24 protein-coding genes are annotated in these 21,418 nt (G+C 66.1%); 7 read left to right on the top strand and 17 right to left on the bottom strand.

Features of this window, described 5'->3' with window-relative positions; all coding sequences use genetic code 11:
* Positions 1-38: 38 nt before the first annotated feature.
* The 12 genes from ACVIGA_RS39335 to ACVIGA_RS39390 form a co-directional block, all read right to left on the bottom strand.
* Positions 39-779: an SDR family NAD(P)-dependent oxidoreductase gene (locus tag ACVIGA_RS39335; protein ID WP_342710997.1), complete on the bottom strand. Its 741-nt coding sequence runs from the start codon at positions 777-779 to the stop codon at positions 39-41.
* A gap of 85 nt (positions 780-864) precedes the next feature.
* The gene (locus tag ACVIGA_RS39340; protein ID WP_456670271.1) at positions 865-1,008 is read right to left on the bottom strand and encodes a hypothetical protein; all 144 of its coding nucleotides are present in this window, start codon (positions 1,006-1,008) and stop codon (positions 865-867) included.
* Positions 1,009-1,019: 11 nt separating this feature from the next.
* Complete coding sequence (purF, locus tag ACVIGA_RS39345; protein WP_456670272.1) at positions 1,020-2,582, bottom strand: amidophosphoribosyltransferase; 1,563 nt, start codon at positions 2,580-2,582, stop codon at positions 1,020-1,022.
* Between the two features lie 26 nt (positions 2,583-2,608).
* Positions 2,609-3,244, bottom strand: a complete 636-nt coding sequence (locus ACVIGA_RS39350; RefSeq protein ID WP_050406454.1) for a CvpA family protein — start codon at positions 3,242-3,244, stop codon at positions 2,609-2,611.
* A gap of 170 nt (positions 3,245-3,414) precedes the next feature.
* Positions 3,415-4,896 carry a DNA repair protein RadA gene (gene radA / locus ACVIGA_RS39355; RefSeq protein WP_456670273.1) on the bottom strand — a complete coding sequence of 494 codons (1,482 nt, stop codon included), beginning with the start codon at positions 4,894-4,896 and terminating at the stop codon, positions 3,415-3,417.
* Complete coding sequence (locus tag ACVIGA_RS39360; RefSeq protein ID WP_456670274.1) at positions 4,844-5,440, bottom strand: hypothetical protein; 597 nt, start codon at positions 5,438-5,440, stop codon at positions 4,844-4,846. The genes radA and ACVIGA_RS39360 overlap by 53 nt, the downstream gene beginning before the upstream one ends.
* Positions 5,441-5,467: 27 nt before the next feature.
* Positions 5,468-6,193, bottom strand: a complete 726-nt coding sequence (locus ACVIGA_RS39365) for a sulfite exporter TauE/SafE family protein (protein ID WP_456670987.1) — start codon at positions 6,191-6,193, stop codon at positions 5,468-5,470.
* A gap of 127 nt (positions 6,194-6,320) precedes the next feature.
* A complete protein-coding gene (locus ACVIGA_RS39370) occupies positions 6,321-7,124 on the bottom strand; it encodes an outer membrane protein (protein ID WP_456670275.1) in 804 nt (267 codons plus the stop codon).
* A gap of 294 nt (positions 7,125-7,418) precedes the next feature.
* The gene (gene xth / locus ACVIGA_RS39375) at positions 7,419-8,189 is read right to left on the bottom strand and encodes an exodeoxyribonuclease III (protein ID WP_456670988.1); all 771 of its coding nucleotides are present in this window, start codon (positions 8,187-8,189) and stop codon (positions 7,419-7,421) included.
* Between the two features lie 24 nt (positions 8,190-8,213).
* On the bottom strand, positions 8,214-9,533 hold the full coding sequence (alr, locus tag ACVIGA_RS39380) for an alanine racemase (protein ID WP_456670276.1): 1,320 nt from the start codon (positions 9,531-9,533) through the stop codon (positions 8,214-8,216).
* Between the two features lie 150 nt (positions 9,534-9,683).
* On the bottom strand, positions 9,684-11,192 hold the full coding sequence (locus tag ACVIGA_RS39385; RefSeq protein ID WP_223968047.1) for a replicative DNA helicase: 1,509 nt from the start codon (positions 11,190-11,192) through the stop codon (positions 9,684-9,686).
* Positions 11,193-11,483: 291 nt separating this feature from the next.
* Positions 11,484-11,606 (bottom strand): hypothetical protein, encoded by a 123-nt coding sequence (locus ACVIGA_RS39390; RefSeq protein ID WP_256437482.1) that lies wholly within the window; start codon positions 11,604-11,606, stop codon positions 11,484-11,486.
* Positions 11,607-11,790: 184 nt separating this feature from the next.
* Here ACVIGA_RS39390 and ACVIGA_RS39395 point away from each other — a divergent pair, with 184 nt between their 5' ends.
* Entirely contained in the window at positions 11,791-11,961 is a 171-nt protein-coding gene (locus ACVIGA_RS39395; protein WP_456670277.1) for a hypothetical protein, read from the top strand.
* Positions 11,962-11,981: 20 nt separating this feature from the next.
* Here ACVIGA_RS39395 and ACVIGA_RS39400 read toward each other — a convergent pair whose 3' ends face one another.
* Positions 11,982-13,235: a class I SAM-dependent methyltransferase gene (locus ACVIGA_RS39400; RefSeq protein WP_456670278.1), complete on the bottom strand. Its 1,254-nt coding sequence runs from the start codon at positions 13,233-13,235 to the stop codon at positions 11,982-11,984.
* Positions 13,236-13,493: 258 nt separating this feature from the next.
* Between ACVIGA_RS39400 and ACVIGA_RS39405 the strand changes: the two genes are divergently transcribed.
* The 3 genes from ACVIGA_RS39405 (at position 13,494) to ACVIGA_RS39415 (ending at position 15,631) form a co-directional block, all read left to right on the top strand.
* Entirely contained in the window at positions 13,494-14,474 is a 981-nt protein-coding gene (locus ACVIGA_RS39405) for a hypothetical protein (protein WP_456670279.1), read from the top strand.
* Between the two features lie 93 nt (positions 14,475-14,567).
* Positions 14,568-15,173: a TetR/AcrR family transcriptional regulator gene (locus ACVIGA_RS39410; protein WP_456670280.1), complete on the top strand. Its 606-nt coding sequence runs from the start codon at positions 14,568-14,570 to the stop codon at positions 15,171-15,173.
* Entirely contained in the window at positions 15,170-15,631 is a 462-nt protein-coding gene (locus ACVIGA_RS39415) for a PaaI family thioesterase (protein ID WP_456670281.1), read from the top strand. The genes ACVIGA_RS39410 and ACVIGA_RS39415 overlap by 4 nt, the downstream gene beginning before the upstream one ends.
* Before the next feature lie 39 nt (positions 15,632-15,670).
* Here ACVIGA_RS39415 and rplI read toward each other — a convergent pair whose 3' ends face one another.
* The 4 genes from rplI to rpsF form a co-directional block, all read right to left on the bottom strand.
* Positions 15,671-16,276 (bottom strand): 50S ribosomal protein L9, encoded by a 606-nt coding sequence (gene rplI / locus ACVIGA_RS39420; RefSeq protein WP_223968042.1) that lies wholly within the window; start codon positions 16,274-16,276, stop codon positions 15,671-15,673.
* Between the two features lie 51 nt (positions 16,277-16,327).
* Positions 16,328-17,296, bottom strand: coding sequence for a hypothetical protein (locus tag ACVIGA_RS39425; protein ID WP_456670282.1), 969 nt, complete (start codon positions 17,294-17,296; stop codon positions 16,328-16,330).
* 126 nt (positions 17,297-17,422) lie between these two features.
* Positions 17,423-17,662: a 30S ribosomal protein S18 gene (gene rpsR, locus ACVIGA_RS39430; protein ID WP_016844287.1), complete on the bottom strand. Its 240-nt coding sequence runs from the start codon at positions 17,660-17,662 to the stop codon at positions 17,423-17,425.
* 6 nt (positions 17,663-17,668) lie between these two features.
* Positions 17,669-18,136: a 30S ribosomal protein S6 gene (gene rpsF / locus ACVIGA_RS39435; protein ID WP_092113431.1), complete on the bottom strand. Its 468-nt coding sequence runs from the start codon at positions 18,134-18,136 to the stop codon at positions 17,669-17,671.
* A gap of 351 nt (positions 18,137-18,487) precedes the next feature.
* Between rpsF and ACVIGA_RS39440 the strand changes: the two genes are divergently transcribed.
* The 3 genes from ACVIGA_RS39440 to fabD all read left to right on the top strand — a co-directional run bounded on the left by ACVIGA_RS39440 (position 18,488) and on the right by fabD (position 21,400).
* Complete coding sequence (locus ACVIGA_RS39440) at positions 18,488-19,204, top strand: TetR/AcrR family transcriptional regulator C-terminal domain-containing protein (RefSeq protein WP_456670283.1); 717 nt, start codon at positions 18,488-18,490, stop codon at positions 19,202-19,204.
* Entirely contained in the window at positions 19,201-20,226 is a 1,026-nt protein-coding gene (locus tag ACVIGA_RS39445) for a fatty acid desaturase family protein (protein WP_456670284.1), read from the top strand. Before ACVIGA_RS39440 ends, ACVIGA_RS39445 begins: the two co-directional genes overlap by 4 nt.
* A gap of 220 nt (positions 20,227-20,446) precedes the next feature.
* On the top strand, positions 20,447-21,400 hold the full coding sequence (fabD, locus tag ACVIGA_RS39450; RefSeq protein ID WP_456670285.1) for an ACP S-malonyltransferase: 954 nt from the start codon (positions 20,447-20,449) through the stop codon (positions 21,398-21,400).
* The last annotated feature ends 18 nt before the right edge of the window (positions 21,401-21,418 follow it).

Raw genomic sequence — 21,418 nt, forward strand, 5'->3', positions numbered from 1 at the left:
TCGCTGCCGCTCCTCGCAATGACGGCGGCCGGATATGGTTACGCAGGCGGCTGAAAGCTCCGCAGCGTGCGCGCCTTGTAGTCGTAGAGCTTGCCAGTTTGGGTCCATGCGGGCGAACACATCGGCACCATGAATTCGGCGGCCATGTCGGGCGTATCCAGCGTCATCGGGTCTTCGCCGGGAAACACCTGCGCGCGCATCCGGGTGCGGATCGGGCCGGGGCTGAACAGGTTGACGCGCAGCGCCGTGTTGGCGGTCTCGTTGGCCCAGGAGCGCACCAGCGCATCGAGCGCGGCCTTCGAGGCGGCATAGGGGCCGAGATACGCGTTGGCCTTGTGCGCCACGCCTGATGTCACGAACACCGCACGGCCGGCGTCGGACTGCCGCAGCAGCGGGTCCATGCAGCGGATCAGCTGGAAATTGGCGGTGACGTTGATCGCGAACACGTCGTTCCACGGCTTCAGCTCGATATGGCCGAGTGGCGAGGACGGGCCGGCGGTGCCGGCGTTGCCGACCAGGATATCGAGCTTGCCATGGCGTTCATGCAGCGCGAGCCCGAGCCGCGCGATGCCGTCGTAATCGGTCAGCGAGAGCGGCACCAGCGTGGCGCTGCCGCCGTCCTTGCGGATCTCGTCGTCGAGCTCTTCCAGCCCGCCTTGCGTGCGCGCCACCGCCACGACATGCGCGCCGGCCTTGGCCAGCGCGACGGATGTCGCATAGCCGATGCCGCGCGAGGCGCCGGTCACGAGGGCAATACGGGAGGCGAGGGGTTTTGTCATGTCTGTCCGTCCATATCTTGCGGCGGGTATTACAGACGGAAATGGCCGGGACAAGCCCGGCCATGACGAATTCCTGCGGTTTCGGCTAGGGGCCGGGCCCCTGGTCCATATTGCTGCTGTTGGTGCCGTTGCCCGAATTGTCGGGCGTCACCTTCATGCCCTGTCGGAAGGCAAACACGATGAAGCCGACCAGCAGCATCCCACAGAGGATGCCCATGATCGGCTGCATGGCGCGCTCCGTCAGCTCGCCTCGGCCAGCAGCGAGAGCTGGCGCGGCGGGGCCTCGGTTTCGCTCTGGTCGGTGAGGTGGGTCGGATAGGCGCCGGTGAAGCAGTGGTCGGCGAATCTCGGATTGGCCGCGTCGCGCCCTTCATAGCCCATCGCGCGGTACATGCCGTCGATCGACAGGAAGGCGAGCGAGTCGGCGCCGATGATGTCGCGCATCTCCTCGAGCGAATGGGTCGCCGCCAGGAGGCCGCCGCGATCGGGCAGATCGATGCCGTAATAGTCGGGATACAGGATCGGCGGCGAGGCGAGGCGGAAATGCACCTCGCGGGCGCCGGCATCGCGCATCATGCGCACGATCTTCTTCGAGGTGGTGCCGCGCACCAGCGAGTCGTCGATCAGGATGATGCGCTTGCCCTCGATCGCGGCGCGGTTGGCCGAATGCTTCATGCGCACGCCGAGCTCGCGCACGGTCTGGGTCGGCTGGATGAAGGTGCGGCCGACATAGTGGTTGCGGATGATGCCGAGCTCGAACGGCACGCCGGAATACTGGCTGTAGCCGACCGCGGCGGGCACGCCGGAATCCGGCACCGGCACCACGACGTCGACCTCGGGATGGCTCTCGCGCGCGAGCTGGGCGCCGAACGCCTTGCGCACGTCGTACACCGAGCGGCCGCCGACGATCGAATCCGGCCGCGCGAAATAGATGTACTCGAAGATGCAGGGCCGCGCCGGCTTCGGCGGGAACGGCTTGTGGCTGTGCGCGCCGCGCTCGTCGAACACGATGATCTCGCCGGGCTCGATGTCGCGGACATACTTCGCGCCGATCATGTCGAGCGCGCAGGTCTCCGAGGTCAGGATCGGATGGCCGTCGAGATCGCCGAGCACCAGCGGGCGGATGCCGAGCGGATCGCGGGCGCCGACCAGCTTCTTGTTGGTCAGCGCGACCAGCGCGTAGGCGCCCTCGATGGTGCGCAGCGCCTCGATGAAACGGTCGATGAAGCGGGTGCGCTTGGACTGCGCGACGAGATGCAGGATCACCTCGGTGTCGGTGGTCGACTGCATCATGGCGCCGCCCTTGACCAGTTCGTGGCGCAGGGTGAGGCCGTTGGTCAGGTTGCCGTTGTGGCCGACCGCAAAGCCGCCGGCGCTGAGCTCGGCGAACAACGGCTGCACGTTGCGCAGGATGGTGCCGCCGGTGGTGGAGTAGCGGACATGGCCGACCGCGGCGTTGCCGGGCAGGCGATCGATCACCTCGCGGCGGGAGAAGGCATCGCCCACCAGGCCGAGGCGGCGTTCACTGTGGAAGCGGCCGCCGTCAAAGGAGACAATGCCGGCGGCCTCTTGGCCGCGGTGCTGCAGGGCGTGCAGGCCGAGCGCGGTGATCGCGGCGGCCTCGGGGTGGCCAAAGACGCCGAACACGCCGCATTCCTCGCGGAGCGTGTCGCCATCAAGATCGGGGTGGTATCTGAAATCGTCGTCCCGGTGGTCTTGTCGGAGATGTTCCTGCTTTTCGATCGGCCCGAGGTCGAGATCCATCTGGGCGGCGTGATCGGAAGGGGTTTGCATCTCGTTCATCGCCTCTCGCAAGGGGCCCAAATAAGTTATCGGCCCGCGGGTTTCTCGATCAGCTTTTTCAAGCTGTCACGCGCAGGTTTGCTGTAGCCATCGCCCGACGCCGGCGTTGCCTGATCGTTGGTATCAGCCGCAGAATCGTCGTCGGGCTTATTCTTCTTGAACTTCTTTAAGATGGTGTTCTCGGGGTCATCAGGCAAGAGCGCCATCAGCCAATCCCCGGTTCCCTGCAGCACCACCCGGGACTTCGCGCCGGTGACCCAGTCGGGCCGCTGCTTGTCCGGAACCAGCCAGGTGAAGAACATGAACGCCACGACCACGATCAGGAGGCCGCGGGCGAGGCCGAACAGGAAGCCGAGGGTGCGGTCAAGCGCGCCGATCCGGGAATCCAGGATCATGTCCGAGATTCGCACCGTGATGATCGAGACCACGATCAGCGTGCCGATGAAGACGCCGGCGACCACGACCACGGCCGCGACCGTGTCGTTATTGAAGTAAGTTTTGGCGGTCGGCAGCAGCTTCGAGAAAGCATACAGCGTGACCAGCGCAGCGGCGCCCCAGGCCGCGATCGACAGGATCTCGCGCATGAAGCCGCGCACCATGGCAAGCAGGCCCGAGATCAGCATCACGCCGAGCAGGACGAGATCGAGTATCGTTATGGGCATCGGCTGGTCAGGTCCGCTGGTACGTTTGGGTCCGCTGTTAAGGGCTCGCGAATCGGCAAAGTCGGTGCCGTCCTAACTGAGGCGCATCGGGGGCATTCGGCAAGGCCGCAACACCACCTGTCCCGCGCGCCGGATGTATAGCGGCGGGGGGCTGATACGTCACGTCCGCTTTAGCTGGTCTCGCGTCGGAATCGGGCCGGTGTGGCATTTTTCTCAGCCGCATCAGCGCCCCTGGAGCCGCCCTGGTCGTCCCGTGGCGCAGCCCGGCCGCCGCGGGGCGTCCCGCGCGCCGCAATTTCGGCGACCAGCGTGGTCAGGTTACCGACGCTGTTCAGCGAAAGCCCGCTATCGCCGCCACCATCGCCGCGGGCCGATTCGGGCAGGATGGCGCGGCCGAAGCCGAGCTTGAGGGCCTCCTTCAGCCGGGCCGGGGTCTGCGCCACCGGGCGGATCGCGCCCGACAGCGAAATCTCGCCGAAATAGACCGCGTCGGTCGGCAGGGGCGCATTGACCAGCGAGGATACCAGCGCGGCGGCGGCTGCGAGGTCCGCGGCCGGCTCCTGGATGCGCAGGCCGCCGGCGACATTGAGATAGACGTCATGTCCGGACAATTTGACGCCGCAATGCGCTTCCAGCACCGCCAGCACCATCGACAGCCGGCTCGGGTCCCAGCCGACCACGGCACGGCGCGGCGTGCCGAGCGAGGTCGGCGCCACGAGCGCCTGCAACTCGACCAGCACCGGGCGGGTGCCCTCGATGCCGGCGAACACCGCGGTACCGGGACTGCCGAGCTCGCGTTCGGAGAGGAACAATTCCGAGGGATTGGTGACCTCGCGCAGGCCGAGCCCGGTCATCTCGAACACGCCGATCTCGTCGGTCGCGCCGAAGCGATTCTTCGCCGAGCGCAGGATACGGAACTGCTGCGAGCCTTCGCCCTCGAACGACAGCACCGCATCGACCATGTGCTCGACCACGCGGGGGCCGGCGATCTGGCCGTCCTTGGTCACATGCCCGACCAGGATGATCGTTGCCCCGGTCTTCTTGGCGAAGCGAATGAGGGCCTGCGCCGAGGCGCGGACCTGGGTCACCGTGCCGGGCGCGGATTCGACCGTGTCGGTCCACATGGTCTGGATCGAATCGATCACGATCAGCCGCGGCACCGCGCCTTCCGACAGCGTCGAGACGATGTCCTCGACCGAGGTTTCGGAGGCGAGCTGCACCGGCGCGTCCGCCAGCCCGAGCCGCTCGGCGCGGAGCCGCACCTGCGCGACCGCTTCTTCGCCAGAGATGTAGACCGCGCGATGGCCGGCGCGCGCCATCATGCTGGTGGCCTGGGTCAATAGCGTGGATTTTCCGATGCCGGGATCGCCGCCGACCAGCAGCACCGAGCCGCGAACGAAGCCGCCGCCGGTGACGCGGTCGAGCTCGGCCATGCCCGACGACAGCCGCGGCGCGTCCTGGGTCTTGCCGGACAGCGATTCCAGCGCAAACGTCCGCCCCTTGCGCTTGCTGCGGATCGAGACCGGCACCGAGCCCGTGGTGTCTTCCTCGGCCAGCGTGTTCCACTCGCCGCAGGAATCGCACTTGCCCTGCCAGCGATTATACGCCGCGCCGCAGTTCTGGCAGACGAAGGAGAGGGTGGATTTGGCCATGGGGGAGAGCTCGATTCCGTCTTCTCTCCATAGCATGGATCAAGAGCCGGCAACGACCAACGGCGCCACCGTGTCTGCCTATGTCGGCCGTTGCTTCAAGACCCGCACGGCGATTTGAGGGGGCCGGCCAGAGCTGCAGCCTGTAATGATCGTCTCTCTCCAGGCCGTCCTCCGACAGCGTATCGAGCGCGCCATAGGACGCGCGCACCCGATAGGTCCCCGGCGCGGTTTCGATGCGCATGGCGTCAGGGAAGTAGTCTGTGCAACCGGCGATCACGATGCGCCCGGACGCGACGTCCAGGCCGGCTTCGACGACATGATCCCAATCGGAGAAATCGTGGTCCGGCTCGCGTTCCAGAATCTGCGCCGAGACCGGAACATGCATGGTCCGCACAGTGCCGATCCCGACCGTTCCTGACGCGATCGCGAGCATTCGATCGGTCGCCTCCTCCGTCCACGCAGTCGAAAGGTCGCCCGATGCAGATTCATCCTGGATGTAGAATTGGGAGTAGTCGGCGAACAGCGAGAGTTCGACTGATTTCATGTTCGGGCTTCCGTCGATGATCGATCTTCAATTCGCCATTGCCGACCATAGCAGCGACGCGCCCGCCGCCAGCATGATGCCATCCATGATCAGGCGGAAGGCCTCCGGCTTCATCTGCAGCACGAAGCGTTTGGCGATGAAGGCACCGGCCATCAGCGAGGCGCCCGCGATCAGGCCCTTCAGCGCGATGTCGGGTGTCAGCGCGCCGAACCGCTCGAACGTCACCGACTTGCTGACATAGAGCCCGAGCGAGCTCGCCGCTTCGGTGGCGAGGAAGGCGCCCTTGCTGAGGCCGTAAAACAAAAACAGCGGCACGCTGAGCGGGCCGGTCGAGACCACGATGCCGGTGAGATAGCCGATCAGCGCGCCACCGATTGCGAGATGCCAGAGATTGGCCTTCAGCTCGTGCCGCGCCAGCCAGTGCCGCACCGGCACCATCGCGATCAGAAACACGCCGATCGCCACGTCGACCGCGTGCGAGGGCAGAGCGAGCAGGGTGCGCGCGCCGAGCGCTGCGGCAGGGATGCCCGTGATCGAATAGGCGGCGCAGGCGCGCCAGTCGACCTCGCGCCACCAGGCCAGGATGCGCGACAGATTGGCCATCACGGCTGCGACAGCCATGATCGGCACCGCCTGCTTCGGCCCGTACTGATAGACCAGCACCGGCATCAGCATGATCGACGAGCCGGTGCCGACGATGCCTGAGATGGTGCCGGCGACCAGGCCGACGATGAGGACGAACAGGAAGCCCACGCTCACTCCGGGACGTGATCCCGAGCCACGCCGGATGCGTGCCTCGACAACGAAGGCTCAGTGTGACCTCAGGGTTCAAGACGGCGCAAGAGCGCCTTGAACCGGAGACGTGCCGTCGCGCGCCGCGTCAGTACTTCGCGACGACCGGGCCGCCGAAGCGGTAGTTGACGCGCACCGTCACCATGTCGACGTCCTGGCGGATGCGTTCGTCATGGTTGAGCTGGGCGATGAAGACCGGATCGTAGGTCATGTGGACGGTGTTGGTCCCCATGAACAGATGGTCGTATTCGATCGCCAGCGACCAATTGTGTGCGATCGCATATTCGGCGCCGGCGCCGATCGCGCCGCCCCAGCGCGTCTCGCTGCCGCGGTCGGCGATGAATCCGACCGGCACGCCCGGCCCGAAAGCCGGCGTGATGAAGCTCTCGTAGCGATCGCGCACGACGGCGGCGCCGCCCTTCGCGTACAGCAGGAAGGCGCCCCAGGAATAGCCGACCTGTCCGGTGAACAGGCCGATGGCATCGATCTTCGAGCGGTTGGCGAAGCCCGCGAACAACGCCGCTGTGGACGGGTTCGAGCCGGAGAGGTCGGCCCAATTGCCCTGCGCTTCGACGCCGAACACCCAGGCCGCCTGCTGCCAGCGATAGCCGATCTGGCCGCCGGCGGTCGCCCCGCTCGCGGTGTGGCAACCTTCCGGCCCGGTGAAATTCACCACGCCGAGCGCCGGATTGGCGATGGTGAAGGGCACGATGTCCCAGCACTTCCGGCTCCAGCCGCCGCCGCCATTGGCACCGAGGTAGAAGCCGCTCCAGTCATTGCTGGCGGCGACGATCGGGGGCGCCTTGGTGTAGGGGCGGGCGGCGAGGTCGGCAGCGGACGCGCTTGCAATGCCGAGCATGAGCATGGTGGCGGCGACGCAATGTGTCTTCATGGGCAGCCCCAATGCATGAATCAAATCGATGGCAGGCTAGTCGATTTGCACCACCTCCGGCTGTACCCGGTCCGCCACATCAAGCCGCATTCGCGTGCATCGACAGGCTCCCGGCGAGCCGTGCCGCACATTCAGTGTCGTCCCGGCGAAGGCCGGGACCCATAACCACAAATGCTGATTGCTGTGCACCGCTGGGACGACGAGTCCCGTCAACAACATCTGCTGCGGCGTATGGGTCCCGGCCTGCGCCGGGACGACTGCGTGGTTGGGGTTCACGCCCGGCAAACATATCGATCACTTCAGCACGACCCAAGCCGGCGCATGATCACTCGCGCCTTCCTCGCCACGAACGTCGTGGTCGACGCCGGCCTTCAGAAGCCGCGCCGCAACGTCGGGGCTGAGCAGCAGATGATCGAGCCGGAGGCCTGCATCGCGCGGCCAGCGCTGGCGCTTGTAGTCCCAGAAAGTGAACATCTGACGATCCGGATGCAGTGTGCGGAGTGCGTCGCACCAACCCTGATCGACCAGCGCCTTGAACGCGACGCGGCTCTTCGGCTGGATCAGCGCATCCTTGTCCCAGGAGCGGGTCGGATAGATGTCGAGAGGCGTCGGCGCGACGTTGTAGTCGCCGGCGAGCACCACGGGGACCTGCTGCTTGAGCAGCTTGGCGGCGTGGGCGCGCAGCCGCTTGAACCAGGCGAGCTTGTAGTCGAATTTCGGGCCGGGCTGCGGATTGCCGTTCGGAAGGTAAAGGCTGGTGACGACGATGCCGCGCACCGCGGCCTCGATGTAGCGCGCCTCATGGTCGTCGCGGTCGCCGGGCAGGGCGGTGCGGATCAGGACCGGCTCGGCCTTGCGCGCAAGTATGGCAACGCCGTTCCAGGTCTTCTGGCCCTGCCACACCGCACCGTAACCGGCCTTCTCGAACGCGGCAGCGGGAAACTCGGCGTCGCTGGCCTTGAGCTCCTGCAGGCTGACGACGTCGGGCTTGGCCGATTTCAACCAGCGCAGCAGGTTCGGCAGCCTGCGATTGACGTTGTTGATGTTGAAGGTCGCGATCTTCATAGGCAATCGCGAATCCCGATCGCGTCAGGTGGACGGTGCCGTCGGCGCGGCGGCAGGCAATGGCGGCGGCGCAGGCGCTGCCGTTGGCAAAGCAGGAGGCGCCGCTTGCACCGCGGCCGGCTCGCTCTTCTCGACAGCAGCGTCGCTTCTTTCGGCAGGCGCGTCGCTTGTCGTGGCGACGGCGCCGCCCTTGTAGATGCGCACGAAACGGCGGCCGAGGCTGGTCAGCACCTCGTAGCCGATGGTGCCGAAATGATGCGCGACCTCGTCGACCGTGATGCCTTCGCCGATCAGCGTCACCATGTGGCCGCGCCGCACGGCATTCTTGTCGAGATCGGTGACGTCAACCGCGATCAGATCCATCGAGACGCGGCCGGCGATCGGGCAGCGCTTGCCGGCGACCACGACCTCGGCGCCGCGGGTGCCGTCATTGGCGCTGGCGGCGCGGAAATAGCCGTCGGCATAGCCCGCGGACACGATCGCAAGCCGGGTCGGCCGGCGCGCGGTCCAGGTGCCGCCATAGCCGACGGTCTCGCCGCGATCGATGTTGCGGATCTGCACGATGCGCGCCTTGAGGTCGACCACCTGCTGCATCGGGTTGTCGGCCTCCGGCGTCGGGTTGACGCCATAGAGCGCGCAGCCCGGCCGCACCATCTCGAACTGGAATTGCGCGCCGAGGAACACGCCGGAGGAGTTCGCCAGCGAAGCCGGCACTCCGGTGAACAGGCTCGCGATCTCGCGGAAGCTCGCAAGCTGCCTGGCGTTGGCGGGATTGTTGAGCAATTCGGCAGAGACGAGGTGGCTCATGACCAGCGTGATGCCGTGGTCGCCGGCATTGATCCGCGGGATGATGCCTTGCGCTTCGCTGACCGTCAGCCCTAGCCGGTTCATGCCGGTGTCGATATGGATGGCGGCGCCGCCGGACCAGCCGGAGCGGCGGCAGAACACGTCCCATTCGGCGAGCTCGTTGAGATCGCCGATCACAGGCTTGCAGTCGATTTTGGCGTAGGCGTCGCCGGTCTGCTGAAAAAAGCCGCCGAGTGCATACACGGTCGCCTGCGGAACGGCCGCGCGCACCACGGCGGCCTCCTCGACGGTGGCGACGAAGAAGGTTTTGCAGCCGGCCTTGGCCAGCGCCCGCGACACCTGCTCGGCGCCGCAGCCATAGGCGTTGGCCTTGACCACGGCGGCGCATTCCGCCGGCACCGCGGTCTTCTCGAGCTTGCGCCAGTTGGCGATGATGGCGTCGAGGTCGACGGTGAGGATGCCGGTGGCGGCCGGATGGGCCGCCAGCAAACTGGCTTCGGGCGTCAGCTGCGATTTCGCGTCGGTCACGATATTCATGGCTCAGTTGTACAAGCGGGGCCAGCGGCCTTCAACCGTGCCTCTGCGCTAGAGCTTTGTCCGTTCCGATTGAATCGGAACGGGGCTCTAGATTCTTGTTTTGACGCGTTTTCTTCACGCGAACCGGTATCCACTTCGCTCGAAAACGCTTTAGTAGGAGGGTGGGCGATCCGGGACCAGTCCGTCCGTTGCGAGATCGCCGAACCGGGTGACGCTGGCTTCGAAGTGCAGTTCGACGGTGCCGGTCGGACCGTGGCGCTGCTTGCCGATGATGACTTCGGCCTTGCCGAGCGCGCGCTCCATTTCGGCTTGCCAGGTCGCGTGCTCCGGGGTGCCGGGCCGTGGTTCCTTGTTCGCGAGATAGTATTCCTCGCGGTACACGAACATCACGACGTCGGCGTCCTGCTCGATCGAGCCGGATTCACGCAGGTCCGAAAGCTGCGGCCGCTTGTCCTCGCGGTTCTCGACCTGACGCGAGAGCTGCGACAGCGCGATCACGGGGACGTTGAGCTCCTTCGCCAGCGCCTTCAGATTGGTGGTGATCTCGGTGATTTCCTGCACCCGGTTGTCGTTGCCCTTCTTGCCCGAGCCCTGCAACAGCTGGATGTAGTCAATCACGATCAGGTCGAGGCCCTTCTGCCGCTTGAGGCGGCGGGCGCGCGCGGTGAGCTGCGAGATCGAGAGACCACCGGTTTCGTCGACGTAGAACGGCAGCGACTGCAACTCGATCGAGCAGTCGCGGATCTTCTCGAAATCGAGCTCGGTGATACCGCCGCGCCGGATATGGCTGGAGGGAATGCCGGTGCGTTCGGCGAGAATACGGGTGGCGAGCTGTTCGCCGCTCATTTCGCAGGAGAAGAAACCGACCGCGCCGCCGTTGACCGCCTTGGTGGTGCCGTCAGCCTGCACCTCGGGGACATAGGCCCTGGCAATATTGTAGGCGATGTTGGTGGCGAGCGAGGTCTTGCCCATGCCGGGTCGGCCGGCGAGCACGATCAGGTCGCTTGGTTGCAATCCGCCCATCTTGGCGTCGAGGTCGCGCAGCCCCGTCGAAATGCCGGACAATTTGCCGTCGCGCTGGAACGCCTTTGCCGCCATGTCGACGGCGACCGTGAGCGCATCGGCGAAGCGCTGGAAGCCGCCATCGTAGCGGCCGGTTTCGGCGAGGCCGTAGAGCTGCCGCTCGGCGTCCTCGATCTGCGCGCGCGGGGCAAAATCGACCGGTGCGTCGTAGGCGACGTTGACGATCTCCTCGCCGATCTGGATCAGGTTGCGGCGCAGGCTGAGATCATAGACGGTACGCCCGTAGTCCTGCGCGTTGATGATGGTGGTGGCTTCGGCGGCGAGCCGGGCGAGGTATTGGCTGACCGTCATGCCGCCCAGGTCGAGCTCGGCTGGCAGGAATGTCTTCAAGGTCACGGGATTCGCGACCTTGCCCATCCGGATCAGACTGCCGGCCGTTTCAAAGATCTGCTGGTGGATAGCTTCGAAGAAGTGCTTCGACTCCAGGAAATCGGAGACCCGGTAGAAGGCGTCGTTGTTGACCAGGATCGCGCCGAGCAGCCCCTGTTCCGCTTCGATGTTGTGCGGCGCGCTCCGATAGGTCGCGGACGCGGCGTCGGGCGCGAGCTTGTGGACGTTCGAATCAATCAAGGCCATGGACGAGCTTATTCTTCTGATTTCGTCGTTACTGAGATTTTCGGCTGTGGGGCCGCGATCAAGCGCCAGCCCGGGACGAAGCGAAAGGACGGATGTTTCTTATGCACGATTCACACAACGCGATGTGTGAATCCGCCACAGCCGGATGCATTCCGCTTGACGGGGTTTCGCTCGAAAATCGGCGGAGTCCGGCCGGTCAGCGATGTCGTTGGCAAAAATCCGACGCGACCTGAACCTTTTGCCAGGCCGCCGCGCCCAACCAGCAGCGAGGTCGGTGCTGGCTTCGGTTCCTCAGACCAGGATGAGGAAAGCCAGCGCGATCAAGGCGGCCGCCACGCCGGTTGCGATCAGGGCGTAGTCGGTCACGAGGTCGCGTTGCGGGTCCAACATCGTCTGGTGCGGTTCTCGGGTCATTCCGGACCACTACGACAGCCCGGAACAGACCTCTGTGAAGCAGATCACACCTGGCGCATTTTCTTTGCGGCAGGCTCGCGGGAACGACCCGGCGCATTCCGGGTTGTCTTCGCTCAGGGAAGATACGGCGACGATGGCTCGAGAGTTTCAGACAGCGCGACTAAGGATTAGCCGGGCAGGCGGCATGGACCGCCGCTGGCTGGCGTCGCTTGTCGATGCCATGGAGCAGGCGGCTAGTCCGGAGGTCCGGAACGTTCCCTGCGACATCAACCTGATTTCGGCGGCCGCGGCCCACCTTGCGCGCCCGGCGCCGACCTTCGCCCATTGCGGCTCGGCCTACAGCCTGCGCAACTAGCGGTATCCGCGCTTTCAGACCTATTCGCCGGCGAGTTGCAGCCGGGGTTTTGCGGCGCCGGCTTCCTTGTGCCGGAGGCGGCCTTCCTCGCGCCCGATATAATCGCGGGTCATCGGTACGATGTCCTGGCGCTTGGTTAGCTGCAGCTGGAAGTTCATCATGTTCTGCACCCGGAACGACATCTCCGAGGCCGCCAGATAGAATTCCCACATCCGCGCAAAGGTCTCGTCGTAGAGCCGCACGGCCTCCTCGCGCCGCGCCATGAAGCGGTCGCGCCAAGCCTTCAGGGTCTCGGCGTAGTGCAGGCGCAGGATCTCCATGTCGCAGATCAGCAATCCGGCCTTCTCGACGGCCGGCATGACCTCGGAGAGCGCCGGAATGTAGCCGCCGGGGAAAATGTATTTCCGGATCCAGGGGCTGGTGACGTCAGGACCGGTCGAGCGGCCGATCGAATGCAGCAGCATGACCCCGTCATCGCTCAGGAGTTCGGCGCAGCGCTTGAAGAAGGTTTCGTAAAACGCGACCCCGACATGCTCGAACATGCCGACCGAGACGATGCGGTCGAACGGGCCGGGGATGTCGCGGTAGTCCTGCAACAGGAAGCGCGCCGAATGCGCGAGGTTCTTCTCCGCCGCCCGGGCGTTGGCGATCTGCAGCTGCTCGGTCGACAGCGTGACGCCGGTGACGTCGGCGCCGCTGATCTCGGCAAGATAGAGCCCCAGTCCGCCCCAGCCGGAACCGATGTCGAGGACGCGGTCGCCGGGCTTGATCAGGAGTTTTGCGGCGAGGTGGCGCTTCTTGGCGAGCTGGGCGTCGTCCAGCGTCGAGTCCGGCGTCTCGAAATAGGCGCAGCTGTATTGCTTGTCCGCGTCGAGGAAGAGGGAATAGAGGCGGCCGTCGAGGTCGTAATGGCGGGCGACATTGCTCCTGGAGCGGCCGCGCACATTGAGTTGCTGGGCGCGCCGCCCGAGGAACCGCACCCAGGCTTGCAGCCTGGCAAAATTCGGCAGCATGGCCGCTTGGCCCATCAGGACAGCCAGCACGTCGGCGATGCCGCCTTGCTCCACCACGAACGTGCCGTCCATGAAGGCTTCGCCGAGGTAAAGCTCGGGATCGACCAGAATGCGCAGCTCGGCGGCGCTGGTCATGAACCGTGCGGCGACGGGAGTGCCCGTGCCGTCACCACAGGTGAATTTGGCGCCGCTCGCGGTCGTGAACGTGATCGAACCGCGGCGGATGAAGCGCCCCAAGAAAAATCGCAACAATCGGTCCATCGAAGCACCAACGGAACGGCAAGCTGCACACTGACACCACCGGAGCTGATCACTCCAATGTGTCCCCGACCCAAAGATAGGCAGGGAATTGGATCGCGCTATTGCGTTGTGCTCAAAGCCGATATTCCAAAATGTGACAATTGCGTGGATGCGGCACGCGCGCGCTTCCATTCGCGCGATAATCGGATAAAAGGTGACCGCCGCGGCCGATCCATCAGGCGCAGGCGGCGATTTTTCCGGAATCTGGAGACTTAAGGAATGTTGAGCCGAGCCCTCAGTCTGGCGACGGTGGCGCTTCTGATTGGCTGCCTGTCAGCCGTATCGGCGCAAGCGCAAAACCTCGAGGCCGGCAAAAGCCCCTCCCAGATTTTCGCCAACACCTGCACGGCCTGCCACAAGAGCCCGCGGGGTCTCTTGAAGACCGTACCGGCCGGCTCGCTGCCGGGCTTCCTGCGCCAGCACTACACAACGTCGAGCGACATGGCCGGCGTGCTTGCGTCCTATCTGATCTCGAACGGCGCCAACGATCCGCGCTATCAGGCCAAGGATCAGCCCAAGGGGGCCAAGGGCGGCCGGGACGGCCGCCAGGAGGCGAACCAGTCCCCGGAGCAGCCGGCCGAGCGCCCGTCTCGCCGGCAGCACCAGGGTGCGGTGCCGCAGGAAGGGGCCAAGGAAGCTGCGAAGCCCGACGCCGACGGTTTGAATCCCGAAGCACGTCCCGCTCACCGCGGCCGGCGCATGGCGCGTCCGAGCGAGACGCCGGACGACGCCAAGCCGGACGACGGCCAGACTCCGCAGGCCGCCGGCGAGGGCAGGCCATCGCGCCAGAAGCACGGTCGTCGTGGCAAGCCGGTCGAGGAGCCGAAGTCCGACGAGATGCCCAAGGGCGAGACGGCGGGCGACGAGCCCAAATCCCAGTCGGCGATCAAGCGCGACGACAAGGGTGAGGCCGAGAAGCCGGCGAAGCCTGCCGGCCAGCCCGATACTGCCAAGGTCGATGCGCCCAAGGTTGATACGCCCAAGGCCAACGCAGGCGGCGAGCCGGCCGCCGTGCGATCGGACCCGGTCCCGCAGGTCACTCCCGCGGCTCCCGCCGCTTCCCCTGCGACCGAGCCGGCCGCTGCCGCATCTCCCGCGCCGGCGCCCGCCGCGCCGCCGGTAACCGCGGCCGCGCCGCCTCCGCCGCCACCCCCGACGACGCCAGGCTCCGGTCCGCCGGAAGCGCCGAGCTCGAAGTAATCGCCAACGCCGGGCCGTGAGGTCCGGCGTTATCGTTTGACTGCCGCTAGAGTAAATCTCTAGAGTATTGGTCTAGTCAGCAAGGGAGCAGGGGTGAGTACGGCGCGCGAAGACCTCCTGGTAGCGGGACTGGCGGTGTTCGACCGCGACGGTTTCGAGGGCGCGACGGTGGCCGAGATCCGCTCCCGCGCCCGCGCGTCCAACGGCAGCTTCTTCCATTTCTTCACCTCGAAGAAGGAGCTCGCCGGAACCCTGTTCCTGGAGATCCTGCAGACCTATCACGCCGCGATCATCACCGCGGTCAACGACACGCACGGCGCCGGCGAGGGCGTTGCGCGGCTGATCCGCGCCCATCTCGATTGGGTCGTGACCAACAGGCGCGAGGCGCGCTTCCTGTTCGAGATTTCGCGCAGCGAGTGGGGCGAGGAAGTGCGCGGCGCGCAACGCACCGAGAATTCGCGGCTCACTGACGGCATCGACCGTTGGCGCGCGCCGCTGCTCGCGCGCGGCGAGTTGCTGCCGATGAGCGCTGTGCTGTTCTTCAGCCAGATCATCGGGCCGGCGCAGATCTTTTGCCGCGCCTATCTGTCGGGCCGCCATCACGGCGACCCGCGCGAACAGGTCGAGACGCTGATCGCCTGCGCGATCCGCGCAGTGGTGGCGCCGGGTGCGCCGGAGCGAGCGGGAGGGACGTCATGAACGAGGTCGATCCGGACTTTGCGCCGATTGCGACGCGGATTCGCGACAATATCGGCCGTCAGGGCTTCATGGGTCTTGTCGGTGCTGAGGTGGCCGAGCTGTCACGCGGCGCGTGCACGCTCGCGGTCGACCGCCGGCCTGAACTGTTGCAGCAGCACGGCCTGTTTCACGGCGGGGTGACGGCGTTTCTGGTCGACAACGCCACCACGATCGCGGCCGCGACGTCGCGGGGCCAGCCGGCGCTGACGGCCGAGTACAAGCTCAACCTGCTGTCGCCGGCGTCGGGCGATCGCCTGATCTGCCGGGCGCGCGTGATCAAGCCCGGGCGTCAGGTCGCCGTCGTCGCAGCCGACGTGTTCTGCATCATCGACGGCAAGGAGAAGCATACCGCAACCGCACTGGCGTCGATCGCCATGCTCGATGATCAGGCAGCGGCACGAATCCAAAGCCCGGCCTGATGGGGCCGGGCTTCAGTCGGTGGAGGGACGAAGAGACGCTTACTTCTCTTCTTCGGCGGCCGGAGCCGGCGCGGCCTCGTCGTCGTGCTGCGCTTCCGGATCGAAGAATTCGCCGGCGGCGGCGAGTGCTTCGGCGGCAGCGTCCTGATCTTCCTGGCGGGTCGAGATGTCCTCGCCGCGCTTGATCCGCTCGGCCTCTTCGGCGGAGCGGGCGACCGTCACGGTGACGCTGGTCTCGACCTCGGGGTGAACGGCGATCGTGACCTTCTGCGCACCGATCACCTTGATCGGCGAGTCGAGCCAGACCTGCGGGCGCGCAACCGTGATGCCGTCGGCGGCCAGCGCAACGACGATGTCGCGCACCGTGACCGAGCCGAACAGCTGGCCGGACTCGGAAGCCTGGCGGATGATGATGATGTCGCGGCCGTCGATCTTCTCGGCGACCACTGAGGCTTCGCCCTTGGCCTTGATGTTGTTGGCCTCGAGCTCGGCCTTCATGCCGTCATACTTGGCGCGGTTCGCCTCGGTGGCGCGCAGCGCCTTGCCGCGCTTCAGCAAGAAGTTGCGGGCGAACCCGTCCTTGACGCGCACGACTTCGCCCATCTGACCAAGCTTGGCAACGCGTTCCAGCAGAATGACTTCCATTTTCGTTCTCCTTTAGAGGCTAAGTATCGGGTTGAGTGGTTGGATCGAATGTCAGGCCGCAGGCAAAGGCGGCGGTCTGGTTTGCAGATAGCGCTGGCGCAGGCCGAACACGGCGTCGGCAATGCCGAGCGCGAAGATTGCCACGATCGGCCAGCCGAACATGACGACGACGGCGTAGATGCCGCCGAGCCAGAAGCCGCGATTGGCGAGCGACAGCGTCAGGGTATGCAGCACGGCGAAGCCGACCAGCGCATAGGCGATCACGAGCGCTGTGGTGACGATCTGCGCCAGCAGCGCAGGCATGCCGCCGACGAAGCTGAAGGCGACCGCCACCAGCAACGCGACCAGCGCCATGGCGGGGAGCGCGGTGCCGCGGAGCTCCGGCCACGGCCGGTTCAGCCGCCCCGAGGTTTGTGCGATTTTGCCGGCGAGCCACAAGCTCAGCGTCAACGTGACCATCGCCAGGATCGTTGCGGCGAGGGGCGCGAGGATCACCAGCATGTCGACCAATCGTTCGATCTCAGCGCTGGGCAGGCCTTCGCCGGTGCTGAGCACCCTAAGCAGACCGCGCCGCAAAGCACCGGTGACTGTGTCGGCATCCGAGCCGAGTGTGAGCAGCGCGGCGGTCGTGGTGATGATGGCGAAGGCTGCGATCCAGAGCAGGATGCGGCCGACGGGATACCATTCGAGCGCGGGCGGCTGCTGGGTGACGCCGTCGCCGGCTGCGCCTGCGATCGGCCGTCCGAGCAGCGCAAGGTGGCCGAGCCACCAGCCGGGCAGGGCGACCATCATGGCAAACGCGATGCAATAGGGAAGCCCGAAGAGCGCACCGAGAACGGAAGCGGCAGCTGTGCCACCTATGGCCGCGGCAAGCGGTCCCCAAGCGAGTGCCGACACCATCAGCGGCAGCGGTGCAAGAAAGTACAGCAGCAACGAGATCAGCGCGCCCGAACTGATCGAGGCGAACATCAGCGCCGACGCGGCGCCGGCTACAAGTGCAACGATGAGGATCGCGATCATCAGCTGTCCCGCCCCCTTTGAGCGGTTAGGGGTTCTGCTTCGAGAACCCCAACCATCGGCGACCGGACGACCCGGAAGCCTTATGAGAATGAGCGGCCGGCGGCAGGTGCCGCCGGCCGGAAACGGTTAGCGAATAACGTAGGGCAGCAGTCCGAGGAAGCGCGCGCGCTTGATGGCGCGGGCGAGCTCACGCTGCTTCTTGGCGGACACGGCCGTGATGCGGCTCGGCACGATCTTGCCGCGCTCGGAGACGTAACGCATCAGCAGCTTGGAATCCTTGTAGTCGATCTTCGGCGCATTCGCGCCCGTAAACGGGCAGGACTTGCGACGACGGAAAAACGGACGGCGGGCACCAGCATCAGCCATGATTCATTACTCCTCGGTCGCAGCTTCTTCTTCGCGCGGACGGCGCGGGCCACGATCGCCGCGGAAGCCGCCGCCATCGCGATCACCACGGAAGCCGCCTTCGCGGTCGCCGCGGAAGCCACCGCCGCGATCATCGCGCTCGCGGTCACGGTCGGCCTTGCGCATCATCGCGGACGGGCCTTCCTCGTGCTCTTCGACGCGCACGGTGAGATAGCGGATGACGTCTTCGCTGATCCGCTCCTGGCGCTCGATCTCGGTGACGACAGCCGACGGTGCGTCGATGTTCATCAACACGAAATGCGCCTTGCGATTCTTGTTCATGCGGTAGGTGAGGGAGCGCACGCCCCAGCTCTCGGTCTTGGTGACCTTGCCGCCGCCCTGTTCGACGATACCCGTCATCTGGGCCGTCAGTTCATCCACCTGCTGGGTGCTCGCATCCTGACGCGCGAGAAAAACATGCTCATAAAGAGGCATGGTTGTCCTTTCCTGTGTTGGCGTGGTTTCCGGCGACAAGCCCTTCGAGACCTTCGGAAAGGACTCGAGCTGCTCAGAAGGCGGGAGCACGGGACGACGGGCCGACTGGCCCTGCCACATCAAAATCAACGGGTGAATTTGCTGAGACCGTCCGTTCAGCTCCCGGCCGGAGCCCACGAATGGGGCGCGTTATACGGATTTTGGCCGCGAAGGCAAGGGTCCGCGGAGGGTTCTTGGCCCCCAGAGTGACGAGAGGTCGTAGCCGCGCGGGCCGCCCAGCGCAACTTTCGGCCGGTTCCTGTTGATTTCTTTGTTTGTATGTCATACAAATATCTCACGGGAGGACGATCGATGGGTTCGGAGACCGCCAGCGGCATGCCTGCGCCCGATCCGAAGCACGCGGTCCGCGCGACGCGGTCGGCAGGGCGCAAGATGCGCTCGCTGCTGCTCGATGCCGCCAGCCGCCTGTTCAAGGAGCGCGGGCTCTCGGGCACGTCGATCTCCGACATCGCCGCCGCCGCGGACGCCTTTCCGAGCCAGATCACCTATTACTTCCGCACCAAGGAGGCGCTGTTCGTCGAAGCCGCCAGCCGCGACATGCTCTACCTCGCGCGCGCGACCGAGCAGGCCGCCTTGAAAGCCCACACGCCACTGGATTACACCCACGCCTTGGCCGAGACCGTGACCGCGACCGACACGGTCGCCTTCTTCGCCGAGGCCCTGACCTTGACACGGCGCCGGCAGGATCTCGCGCCCTTGGTCGAGCGCACCATCGAGCGTCTGCACAGCGAAGGCGCGCGCGCCTATGCGAGCCAGGTCGAGCGGCATGGCTGGCGCTCGCTGCGCGCGCCCGAGGAGAGCTCGCGGCGCTTCTGGGCGATTGCGATCGGCGTCATAGTCGAAGGCTTTGCGATGGGCCGCGCTTCCGAGGAGATGTGCCGCGAATTGCTGCGCGCGCTCGGCGAGCAGGCGACCGCGACATCTTCTGCGGCCAATGATGGATCGCGGCTGCGCCTGGTCGGCGACCGCGATCATTCACCCTGGACCGACGGGGAGACCAGCTCATGACCGCACTACGCATGCGTGCCCGAGATTTCCTCACTGAGGACGAACTGGTGGCTGTGCGGGAGCGCACGACATGGAAGGGCGCAGCCCTGATCGTACACGCATGGGCGCTGATCCTTGGTGCGATCGCGCTGGTTGCGTGGTGGCCCAATCCGCTGACCTATCTGCTTGCGGTCGCGATCATCGGCTCGCGTCAACTCGGGCTCGCCATCCTGATGCACGACGGTGCGCATGGCTGTCTCTCGGCGAACGAGAACACCAATCTCACGCTGAGCCAGTGGTTCTGCGCCTATCCGATCTTTGCGGAAACCCGCGGCTATCGCCGCTATCATCTGCAGCACCATGCGCGGACGCAGCAGGAGGATGACCCGGATCTGGTGCTGTCGGCGCCGTTTCCAATCACCAAGATGAGCTACCGCCGGAAATTCCTCCGCGATATCACCGGGCAGACCGGCTACCAGCAGCGCAAGGCGCAACTGCTCAATGCGATCGGACCGAAAGAATGGCCGCTATCGCAGCGCGCCGCCAATTTCTGGCAGAAGCTCGGGCCACAATGCGTCACCAACGCGTTGCTGTTCGCAGGCCTCGCCGCCGCGGGCGTGTGGTGGGCCTATCCGCTGTTGTGGCTGGTGCCGTTGCTGACCTGGATGATGGTGATCACGCGGATCCGCAACATCGCCGAACATGCCGTCGTGCCCGACAGCGCCGATCCCTTGCGCAACACGCGCACCACGCGCGCCAACGTGCTCGAGCGGCTGTTCATCGCGCCGTACTACGTGAACTACCACCTCGAGCATCATCTGCTGTTCTACGTGCCCTGCTACAACCTGCCGCGTGTCCATCGCATCCTGAGCGAAAGCCGCTACGCCGACCGGATGGAAGTCCAGCCGGGCTATGCCGCCGTGCTGGGGCTGGCGACCGCCAAGCCCAATCGGGAAGACCGCCCGGGCCAATTGGTCAACAGCGCGCGCCGGGCGCGGGCCGGCGCCGAGGTTAACGCCGACCAGAATGCCGGTGGATTCTAGGCCGGGCCGGCCCCGGCATCCCCAGGGTTCCGCGCGCGCGGCTTGACATCGCGCCCCCCATCAGTGTCTTACGGCCCGGTCCGAGGCCGGTTGCAAGATTTGGTTGCAGGGAATTGGTCCGGACCCGCTGTGGCGCGTTTCGCGCGACGGGATACCGTTTTCCCCTGCGGCAGGCGCGGCGCTTGCGCGGGGATCACGCTCAACAAGGTAGGGAGCGCCGATGACGGCAGCATTCACGTTTCCCGGGCAGGGCTCGCAGGCGGTTGGCATGGGCAAGGCCCTGGCCGACGCCTTTCCAGTCGCGAAGGCCGTGTTCGATGAGGTCGATTCCGCGCTCGGCGAGAAGCTGACCGCGATCATCTGGGATGGTCCGGGCGAGACATTGCAACTGACGGAAAATGCCCAGCCCGCCCTGATGGCGGTCTCGATCGCCACCTTGCGCGTGCTCGAGAGCGAGGCCGGCTTCTCGGTCGGCCGCAACGCGGCCTTCGTTGCCGGGCACTCGCTCGGCGAGTATTCGGCGCTCGCCGCCGCCGGCAGCCTGACCGTCAGCGACACCGCGCGGCTCTTACGCACCCGCGGGCTTGCGATGCAGAAGGCGGTGCCGGTCGGCGTCGGCGCGATGGCCGCGCTGCTCGGCCTCGACTACGAGGCGGCGGTCGCGGTCGCCAATGAGGCGGCGCAGGGCCAGGTCTGCCAGGCCGCCAACGACAATGGCGGCGGCCAGGTGGTGGTCTCCGGCGACAAGACCGCCGTCGATCGCGCGGTCGAGATCGCCAAGACCAAGGGCGCCAAGCGCGCCATGCTGCTGCCGGTGTCGGCACCGTTCCACTGCAAGCTGATGCAGCCGGCGGCCGATGCGATGGCGCAAGCGCTGGCCGGCGTCACCATCAAGGCGCCCGCCGCGCCGCTGGTGTCCAACGTGCTGGCGTCCTCCATCACCGATCCTGACGAAATCCGCCGCCGCCTGGTCGAGCAGGTCACGGGGACGGTTCGCTGGCGCGAGTCGGTTGCCTATATGGCAGGCCAGGGCGTGACGCGGTTCTTCGAGATCGGCGCCGGCAAGGTGCTGACCGGTCTCGTCAAGCGCATCGCCGATGGCGCGGTCGGCGTATCCGTCGGCGGCCCGAACGATATCGCTGCGGCCAAGGATGCGCTCGCAGCATCGGCCTGAAGCAGCCGGAAGGAGAAT

The organism is Bradyrhizobium sp. USDA 3240 (assembly GCF_054063295.1).